Origin of the sequence: Adhaeribacter rhizoryzae (genome assembly GCF_008629685.1) — a bacterium.
GTDB lineage: Bacteria > Bacteroidota > Bacteroidia > Cytophagales > Hymenobacteraceae > Adhaeribacter > Adhaeribacter rhizoryzae.
In genome coordinates, this window is the sequence record NZ_VWSF01000019.1 from 114,054 (window position 1) to 124,327 (window position 10,274).

The 10,274-nt window shown below is 33.2% G+C and carries 7 protein-coding genes; 2 read left to right on the plus strand and 5 right to left on the minus strand.

Annotated elements, in window-relative coordinates; genetic code table 11:
* Positions 1–494: 494 nt before the first annotated feature.
* Genes F0145_RS19975 through F0145_RS19990 form a run of 4 tightly spaced genes read right to left on the minus strand, consistent with a single transcriptional unit; the run spans position 495 to position 6,492 of the window.
* Positions 495–3,617: an AAA family ATPase gene (locus F0145_RS19975; protein WP_150091244.1), complete on the minus strand. Its 3,123-nt coding sequence runs from the start codon at positions 3,615–3,617 to the stop codon at positions 495–497.
* The gene (locus F0145_RS19980) at positions 3,607–4,179 is read right to left on the minus strand and encodes an ABC-three component system middle component 1 (RefSeq protein ID WP_150091245.1); all 573 of its coding nucleotides are present in this window, start codon (positions 4,177–4,179) and stop codon (positions 3,607–3,609) included. The genes F0145_RS19975 and F0145_RS19980 overlap by 11 nt, the downstream gene beginning before the upstream one ends.
* Entirely contained in the window at positions 4,169–5,431 is a 1,263-nt protein-coding gene (locus F0145_RS19985; protein ID WP_150091247.1) for an ABC-three component system protein, read from the minus strand. The genes F0145_RS19980 and F0145_RS19985 overlap by 11 nt, the downstream gene beginning before the upstream one ends.
* Positions 5,432–5,433: 2 nt before the next feature.
* A complete protein-coding gene (locus tag F0145_RS19990) occupies positions 5,434–6,492 on the minus strand; it encodes a ComEC/Rec2 family competence protein (protein WP_150091249.1) in 1,059 nt (352 codons plus the stop codon).
* Positions 6,493–7,463: 971 nt separating this feature from the next.
* Between F0145_RS19990 and F0145_RS19995 the strand changes: the two genes are divergently transcribed.
* Positions 7,464–8,150 (plus strand): recombinase family protein, encoded by a 687-nt coding sequence (locus tag F0145_RS19995; protein ID WP_150091251.1) that lies wholly within the window; start codon positions 7,464–7,466, stop codon positions 8,148–8,150.
* A gap of 350 nt (positions 8,151–8,500) precedes the next feature.
* Here the strand turns inward: F0145_RS19995 and F0145_RS20000 are convergent, their stop codons facing one another.
* On the minus strand, positions 8,501–8,869 hold the full coding sequence (locus tag F0145_RS20000) for a GIY-YIG nuclease family protein (protein ID WP_150091253.1): 369 nt from the start codon (positions 8,867–8,869) through the stop codon (positions 8,501–8,503).
* 260 nt (positions 8,870–9,129) lie between these two features.
* Between F0145_RS20000 and F0145_RS20005 the strand changes: the two genes are divergently transcribed.
* Positions 9,130–10,206: a PDDEXK nuclease domain-containing protein gene (locus F0145_RS20005; RefSeq protein ID WP_150091254.1), complete on the plus strand. Its 1,077-nt coding sequence runs from the start codon at positions 9,130–9,132 to the stop codon at positions 10,204–10,206.
* Positions 10,207–10,274 lie beyond the last annotated feature (68 nt).

The window sequence follows — 10,274 nt, forward strand, 5'->3', positions numbered from 1 at the left end:
CTTCATTTACACATTTCTGTGGACACTGTCATTGAGGATATACCTTCACATCTCTGTTAAGCCTTAAATAACAAGCCAATTGGGCAAGACTAATGATTCAAAACCGCCTAAGCGGCCGCGGCTGTTCTTTAGCTCAAACTCTCCGAACAAACTTTTGACTTTTTTGCTGGTCTTTCAATTCTTAGGATATGCTAAACCAACTTCTTTTTCTTTCTATAGATGAACTTCTGGCTCACCAGCCATTGCGGCATCTAAAAAATGATTAAGTAAAGAAGCAAAAATGCATTTTTCCCCGTTCAGAAGTTTGCTCGCATACCTCCCATTTACCGCTTCCTGATTGAAGCTTTCAAAATAAAATTACTATTCCTGTACTTAAAGTTATATGTAATTCCCTTCGTCACTATTGATACAATATGTTTTGCAATATCTTAATAAGAAATTAAACTTTATTCAGTAAGGCAATAACTAAAATAATGAAATAAATTGAAGATTACTTAAGGCTGCTTAACTTTACCATAGGTTTCTAATTCTATAAACTTAGAGCAAAAAATATCACTTGGTAATTTTTTTTGAAGAAGCCGATGAAAGTTTTCATCATGCGTTGACAAAATTATTTGCTTGTCATAATTTATTATTAAGCTTCGAAGAAGGTCGATTATAGATAATATATTTATACTATCCATAGACTGAATAGGGTCATCTATAAAAATACAATCAATAGGTTTACCATTTGCATCTTTAGCATTCAATGCCTTGGCCAGAAATATACTTAAGCTTAAAATATTTAATTGTGCAGTACTAAAATATAAATTCGGAGATATTTCCTCTAACTCAATATTATTTTTGCTAACAAAGACATTTAAGGAAGGCTTTCCACTTTCAAAATCAACTTCGAATTTTACATTTTTATAATCTGGATGAGGGTCTATTTGATTGAGGAGTTCATTAATAAGCTTGTCGTAGAAAAAGTTTGCTATCATTTCTTTTATTGTGTTAGAAATGATGTTTCTGTTACTAATTAATTCTTTTTCTAAGTTTTTCCTCTCAGATAACTTTTGCTGTAATATTTCCTTCTTATTAGCATTTTCTGAATATGATATGAAATCTTTTATAGAATTGGAAAAGAAATCGATTTGCCTAATCAAATCCAAAATTTCATTATAGACAACCAATTCCTTTTCAATTTTATTTAACTCCGACTTCAATTCAGATTCAATATTTGAAAGATTTAATGTCTCATTAATTTCCTTTAAACTAGAATGGAATAAATTGACCTCATGTACTTTTATCTTAATTTCTTCTGATAATCTTATTAAATCTTCTTCTAAATTAGCTAGATTAAATTCTTTAAGTACCTCAGAAACTTCTACAATTTGTTTTCTATTTTCCTTTAAATTCAAAGCTAATAATTTGCTTTCAAAATATTTGTTTTTAATTATACTTTCTAATTCAGATTTGGATAAAATTTTTATCCCCAAATCATTAATTATATTATTTATTTTAATTAAAATAGGATTATTTAATAATTTATCCTTTTTATTTTGTAGCAAATCAATATCAAGATGAATAACAGTTTCGAGCTCTGAAGTCCTTGACAAAAGTTTTTTATATTTATCTATATTTTGTTGGAATATTATACTTTGGTTTTCTAATATTTTGTAGTTTATTAAATATTCATCAACAACTTCCGATAATTCCTTGCCCTCAAACTCATTTTGAAACTTTTGACTAACTCCGACATAAGTAATACTTTCCTTTTCAGCTTTTAAAATGTCATTTTTTATTTCTAATAATTCAAAATTGAGGTTGTCCAGAACAATTTGCTCTTCATTAATTAAATTTTCAAGAAAGGTTAGTGCCTCTATACGACAACTTTCTAGTTTACTTTGTATTTTCTTTAGCTCAGCTTCCTTATCTGCCAACTTCTTATTTAAGGCTAAAATATTTTCATCAAGGACTCTATTTTTATTAATACTTTCAAGAAGGTCAGAAAAAGTATTGAAATCGCTTTGACAAAGAGGGCAACTTTGCAGCTTATTCTCTTCTATTAACTTTTTTCCAGTTTCAACAAGATTGGAGACTGATTCCAAATAGGTTGAGGAATTTGAAACTTCCTTTTTTATGCTATTATTTTCATCAGTTAAATTGAATACATCAATTTTAAGGACTCTGATATTCTTAATAAGTTTATTTAAATTCTCATTATTTGTTTTTACATCAGTTGAAAAATTTTTTATATTATTTATATTTGAAGCAAGCTCTTTGATTCTATTTTTAGATAAATCTATAAGCTTGTTTATTTTTCCCTGATTTGTATTAAGTGCTTTAAGTGCCGTTAAAACTGATCGACTATCTGATTTAGATTTTTTAAAGGAGATATAATTATTTTCAATTTCTATTTTCTTAGATGTAATCTCATTTGATTTTATGAGATTAGAGCTTAGCCTATTTCCAAATATTTTAATTGAGCTTTCAATATTTAAATTTAGATTATTCAATCTTTGTAAGCGGTTCAAACAGCTTTGTTTTTCAATATCTATTGAATTAATAGATGTATTGTTGAAGTTGATAAAGTCAAGATTTTCAACTAAGAAATTAAGCTTTTCAATTTCATTAACTAAACTTGAATGTGCTCCTTTTTCAAACCTGTCTTTATTCCCTAATTTGTCTAATTCATAAAACTTACTTACAATATCTTCCTTTTCTTTTTTCTCATTTTCCAAAATTAAAATATAATCACTATTTTTATTGAATTCTGGAATCTCAAATATCATTCTTTTTATTTTATCTTTCTTATCTTCAGATGATTTTAGCTTATTTGATACACCAGTTAAATAGTTTAACCTAATTGATTCTACCTCTTTTCCGATTAATAATAACTGTTGAGCATTAACTTGGTTAGGAAGAATTGCAATACTAAAACCTTTTGCATTTAATTCACTAATAACATCATTAAACTTTTTGACAATTTCTAAATCAACTTCTTTTGATAGAATTAGGTCTGTTTCGACTATTGAACCATTGATTTCGTTTATTTCAACATCATTTTCTTTTAAAAGCTCAGAAATATTCTTATAAATAGAATCAAGCTTATTATCATCAAAATGTGTTATAAACTTTTCATATCTTTCCTCTGCTGTTTCTGACTTCAAGAAGGCGTCTATACCATCCTGGGAAAGAAGTACATCTCTATATTCTTTATTTATCAATTCTCCTTTTGGATAATCAGCAGAACCAGAACGTTTTTTACCTATTTTATTACTAAACTCTGGTATATTATCCAGTACTGGATAGGCTTTAACAAAACCTTCTAAACTATTAGGTGCATATTTATTTCTAATTACATCTTGTGCATAGCTTTCTTGTGAGGTATTTTTATTCCTAGTCCTTTCAACTTTAATGTGTTGATGCAGATTATCCGCATCATCTATTCTTTTTATTCGGTTTGTGATGCACCATTCGATTGCATCATAAAAAGAAGTTTTGCCAAATCCATTTGGGGCATAAATAGATACTAAGTTTGCCACTTTATTTTGGCAATAATTAAAATCGAATGTGCTATGTTCTTTATCTTTATAAGCTCTAAAAGCTTGTATTTCAATTTTCCTAAACTTCATAAGAATATAGATTCAATAATTCCTTATAGGCTTTTCTCCTTAACTCTTTTGCTTCTCCGCTTCCAGGCTTTAGTTGGTAACCTGCATCAAAAGCTATCTTTTTTATATTATCAGATAATTTTTTAAGCACAATCTCTTTAGGGTTTGATGTCTTCTTTGTTTTTATTGAAATGAAATCACTTTTATAAAAAAGTTTTTGATTAACAACATCTATATAACCTTCCTCACTTCCTTCATAATTATCAATAATTATTTTTCTGCTAGAAAATTTATCATTTTCTATTTTATATTTTAAGCCTTTTTCACACTTTCCTTTCACGAAAAAAATTAGATACAAGTTCCACTTTTCAAAATCATTGTCAAAATCAACTTGAAAATCACCTGCAATTAAATTTTTTAATGCAACCCAGTTTCTCTCTAAAAATTTATTATTATCTGACGAAATACAGAAGACATTATAATATCCTACTTTTAAAATTCTAAAGTAATTTATTTTGAAGGCAGAAAATTTCCTTTGTAATTCCTTTAATTTTGGAGTACCGTTCAATACCTCAATTTCCATAAACTTTATCAATTATTACCCTTATACTTTCGATGATCTCTTTTTCTTGAGCAGATGTATAATGACAAATATTCTCATCGTCTATTATTTGCTTTATAAAGTGTCTATGATGAATTATTTTCAAATTGTAGGGGTCAAAACCTTCGCTTTTATCTATTTCCATTTCCGATTCTAACACATCTGAAATTTTAGGAATTTTCTTTAAAGGAATAATTGTTCTACCTAAAGCTTTGTCAGGAAACGAGTTTATTATAATAATTCCATTATTATCAAGCCCTTTAAGATTGGCAGTTTTATGAATATCTTCAATCTCAGAAATCCAATCTTGAGTATGCTTAAATAAAAATCTTTTATTTTTTACTAAATTAAGCCACCAATCAGTATCATCACATTTAATACTCCTCCCTATGGCATTTAAAATCAAAAACTCCAACCATCCTAGCCAAAGATTAAAATGATGAATAAACGATTTATCTTTTTTAGTTAATACATCATGCTCTAACTTGTTAATAATCATGTTAGGATTAACATGCGCAATAATTTCCTTTAAAGCAAATGTTTTGAGTACTTTAGATGTAACTTTATCAACTTCGTTTTTAAGTTCTTCAAACGTACAATCTACTAACTTAGAAAAATCGCCTAAATAGTAAGGAGAAAAACCTTTTAATTTATTTAGATCGGCAAGTTTCTGAAATTCATTTATTGGATAAAAGAACATCCGGCCTTCAGGTCCATTACTTTCCGCCATCCTAAATTGTATTCCAACCAAAAATAACTCATTATTTATCTCTTCAAATACTCCACAACCAGAAAATCCTACAATATCTGCCTGGGTTTGAGCCTTGGTAGGCTCAAATTCATTAAAAAATGTTTCTTTATGAAATTGGATACATTTACAAGGTAGCTTTTTAGCTTGGATTTCTTCTCCTTTCCTTAGGTCAGGATAACCGTACATTATAACAGGTGCATAATCTTCTATTTCTGCTTTAACTAGTAAATTTAAATCTTTAATATAATCTACTACTAAAATGGCTATGTCAATTGTTTCACTTTTATAAACTGCTCTTACATTTAACTTATCCTTCTTTCCAATTCTAATAACATTTATTTCTCTTAAGCCATTTAGCGTATCTTTTATATTATGTTTCGCTGTAAGTATATAAGACTCTTTATCTGAATTAGACTGGATTAAACAACCAGTTCCGGCATCTACTTTTACTGTATATTTTTCATATTGTAAATCTATACCCATATTTAGAAGGCTAATCCTTTGTTATTTAAATATTCTGTTGTGAAATTAAATGTGTTAAAATCTTCTTCTAAAGGAAAGACCTTTTTAGCTATATCGTAATTAAAAAATATTTTAGGACTTGTAGAATTTTTAATAATTCTTCCTAAAGTGACCTTATCTGGCAATCCATGCTTTAAGCTATTTGTACTAACCACAAAATTTTTACAACTGATTAATTTTAATAAATTATTGCTAGTATTTCCTTTGCTTGCATGGTGTGATATTTTTAAAAGGTCTACCTTAAGCTTATTTTCTTCCGTGACTTTAAAATTTTCTTTTATAGCATTTGATACAACATCAGGAAAGGAATCACCTAATAGAAGTAATTTAATTTCTTCTATTTCTAACAAGAGGGAAATTGAGCTTCCATTTGGAATGGCTGTATCTTGGATAAATGAATCCTTTATCAATAATTCGTTTATGGGAATATTATAGTCTGTTTCTTTCCCAGATGTCTCTAAACTAGGCTTCTCTCTTTCCCACTTTTGGTTTAATCTACTTAATCCATCTTCATCAGGAGAGAGTACATGTATTTTGCAATTATCTACATTATCTGAAAATCCAGATTTAATCAGTCTTAAATCCCAAATATTTAACTCATTTAATATATCTTCAAGTTTCTCACCTTGTAAAACACTGGTTTCTAATCCTCTTAAAATTTGTATACTTTCATCCCGCTCCTCAAAAATAGGAGTGTTGAAATGTTTAGAAATAAGTCTGCCGGAATTAAACCAAACCTTTTTAACAAAAGACTTATCGAACTTAGTATCTTCAAAGAATTTTAAAATACCACCAATATGGTCATCATCTATATGGGTTATAATTAGTAAGTCTATATTTTGCTTTGCTTCCTTTATACTTTCTAATTCCTTTTTAAGGCTTCCAGCCTTTCTTTTATCTACATAAGTTGGACCAGTTCCTCCATCTATAAGTATATTTTTTAATTCACCTTTTTTATTTGAGAATGTTACTAAAATAGAATCGCCATTGAAGGCTTGTAAAAATTTTATTGAAGCTTTCATCAGTTTGGTATTGAAGCAACCAGAAAATTAACTTAAATGGGAAGCGTCTGAAATTTACAGAAAAGGATATATATTTCAATTAAAAGATATAATTATTTGTATTAAGAAAAAGCTTAAAATTTCCATACACCCAAAAAGACTGCACATAAGCGCCTCAACTTTGAATCGTCAACTGAATCAAAGGGTTTGTGATTCAATATTTAACCAGTGTAAAACAAGCTACCCAGAATGCCGTAGTGGCATTTGCCGGCAACTGGATGCCTGCGCCGACCTGGTTGCCTCTGTCGTAACCGCTGCGTTACAGGATTATTTCTACGAATTACCTTGCGGGGACCTGTCTGCAGTACAAAGCCATTGCCTCTAACGCCCGGCTCTACCTCATCGACCTGGTAGGCTGCGGCCACGTTCTTATCTAACCTATTCGGACAACGTGTTTTTGATAGTTGACAATAAAACTCCTTGTAATAGGCTAGCGACTCCCCTATTTTCAGCTCTTCTAAGCGTGCCAAAATCTTAGCACTCCCAAATATGGTGACATTATCTTTTGTCATAGTGGCGTTAGTTTTATCCATAGCGATTCAGTAAATGGTGTTTGAGAGTAATAAGCCAAGTTATCACCCTCAAACATTAAACCCAGAATTGGAAATTGTAAAGAGCGCCAGCCCATTCCTATACCCGCTCGCCTTTTGTTAAATTTTCTAAGTAATTCCACCCTTTACATTACCTCTACGTTCATTCCATAATTGTAAAAAGCATCAGCCTTTTCGTCCGCCCGCCACTTTTGCTATTTTTTTAGAGAAGTGGGTAATTTTACAAATCAGGAACGCTCGTTGCTGATTTGTAAAATGGTGCCTATATTTATGTAAAATTTTAAAAATCGGGCCGCAGGGGAGAAAAGTCAGCTGATTTTACAATTGCAAAAAGTATTACTTACCAAAACCCTTTTCCGCTACCGCCCCTTATACATATATATGGAGTACTCTAAATATATTCCGTACTACCGGGTATCAACTGCCAAGCAGGGCAGGAGCGGGCTGGGTATCGAAGCACAAAAGGCGGCGGTGCTTGCCTACATTAAAAACCCTGATGCCATTATTAAAGAATTTACGGAACAGGAATCCGGCAAGGACGACGACCGACCGCTTTTGGAACAAGCCTTTTTAGCGGCTAAAAAATATAATGCAACCTTAATCATTGCCAAGCTCGACCGGCTCAGCCGGGAAGTAGCTTTCCTTTTTCAACTAAAAAAGCGGGTAGAGAAAAATAATGTTAGCTGGACGTGCCTGGATATTCCGGAAATGAATACCCTCAACATTGGTATATGGGGGACCATGGCACAGCACGAGCGAGAAATAAACAGTAAGAGAACAATAGCTGCCTTGCAAGCGAAAAAGGCCCAGGGTTTTAAATTAGGTAATTTAGATAATCTTACCAGCGTTGGCCGGGAATTAGGCGTAGAAGCTATCAAGCGTAAAGCGGCCAAAAATGAAAATAATCGAAGGGCTGCTGAACTTACCCGGCTTTACCGGGAACAAGGTTTACCCTGGCTGGCCATTGCCGATAAGTTAAATCAAACCGGTTTCCGGGCCAGTAAAGGGGGCAATTTTCAGGCCGTGCAGGTACAGCGTATTTATGAAAGGTATTGCCTGGCCGCCTAAACCATTAGCTTTTGGATTGGTCCTTTTTAGGACCGATCCAAAAGCGGGTAGAAAGCCATAGCTTGCCGACACGGTTTGCGAAGGGGCACCGCAGCAAAGGGGTGGGCTTGCGGTAGCTTCGGATACGGTAGCGGCTAAACCGGCAAAGGGCAGGTGCATTTTCGCCGGCGGTTTGCCGGTTGGGTGAATGGCTAGGTAGTTAAGCTTTTGCTTTAGGCTAAGGAGCGCAGCGGATTGACGTGGAGTAAAGGCCTAACTACTTTTGCGGGAGGGATAGGAGGAAAAAGCCCGGAGCACTTACGAGGACTTGTACCGGATAGCCTGGTTCTTTAGAACCCGCCCATAACTACTCACCCGATTAAATCCAGCTGCCACCATTTGTTATACTGCACATTCAGGCGGGGCTGCCAGGCTTTAATACTTCTTTTCTCATATTGCAAGGCTTCTTCTTTCGAATCGAAAGCCTTTAGGAAAATATTTGTCTTCTGATTTATTTTGTGGGTGTGCTTCACCATTCGCCAGTAAACGGAACGGGTACATCCGATATAGACCGGTTTAAAATCCGGGCTATCCGGTTTTCCTTCAAAGATAAAGTAGACGTAATAACAATCATTCGATAACTCACGGGCTTTCCTTAATAAATCGAGGCGGGTATACTGCTTCATCTCCATCCGGAAAGCATACCAATCATAAAGCCTTAATTTGGATAAAGTAACCATTAAACAAACGCTATATTTTATAATTTCCTCTAATGCTATAACTTTATAGCTATATCCAATTATACGAAATTATTTCCTTATTAATCAACATATTAGCATATACTTATAAACATATTTTTGTTAATAATTCTGTAAAAATCTAATTTACCTAGCACACAAAATCCTTGGCTAATGATAGTTCGTCAATAAGAGATTTAACAAGTTAGACAATTATGCTTAATCGGTATCTTTGTGGAAATCTTCTTAGCTTATTCTAAATAATGCAGCCAGAAAAATTCTCTGAAATTATTAACCTCATTAAAGCAGCCCGGCTCCAGGCTATTCAGAAGGTCAATACGGAATTAATTAATTTGTATTGGGCAGTAGGGAAATATATAAACTTGCGCCTGGCCAATGCCAGTTGGGGAGAGAAGACTATCGACGAATTGGCGCATCATATAAAAATGCATCATCCGGAACTCAAAGGATTTAACCGGCGGGGCTTATACCGGATGAAACAATTCTATGAAACCTATGCGGCCAGCAAATTAATGTCATCAGTGATGACATCATTAGATATGCCCAAGCAAGCGGAAAATGCAATTGTGCCATCAATGATGACACAATTAGAAAATAGCAGCATTCACCTAACCCTACTAACGCAAGTAAGCTGGACCCATCACCTGGTATTACTGGCCCGAACCAAAACAGAAGAAGAACGGGAATATTATTTACGGCTTAGCATACAGGAAAAATACAGTGTCCGGGAATTAGAAAGGCAAATATCCAGCGGGGTATTTGAACGGGCCATGCTGGGCAATTACAATCCAGCGCCGGCCATCAAAGACCTAAATCAGGATATCAGCAATATTTTTAAAGACAGCTATGTTTTTGAATTCCTGAATATTCCGGAACCGCACAGTGAAAGCGATTTACAGAAAGCACTCATTAAACAAATGAAAAGCTTTATTCTGGAATTAGGCCGGGATTTTCTTTTTGTGGGCGAAGAATACCGGTTACAGGTAGGCAATAGCGACTTCTTTATTGATTTGCTGTTTTACCACCGGGGCTTACAATGCTTGGTTGCTTTTGAATTAAAAGCCGATAAATTTAAGCCAGAGCATTTAGGACAGCTTAATTTTTACCTCGAAGCCTTGGACCGGGATGTAAAGAAAGAAAAGGAGAATCCGAGTATAGGTATTCTGCTGTGCAAGGATAAAGATAACGGAGTGGTGGAGTATGCCTTGAGCCGGAACCTTTCCCCGGCTTTAGTAACTGAATACCGCACCCAGTTACCAGACAAAAAACTATTGCAACGAAAACTACAACAGTTATTCGAAAGCCAGGCAGAAGAATAAAGCAGCAAAGCCAATTATAAATCTATTTAACATAACAAAAATTATAAGACAAATGGTAAACTCCTGAA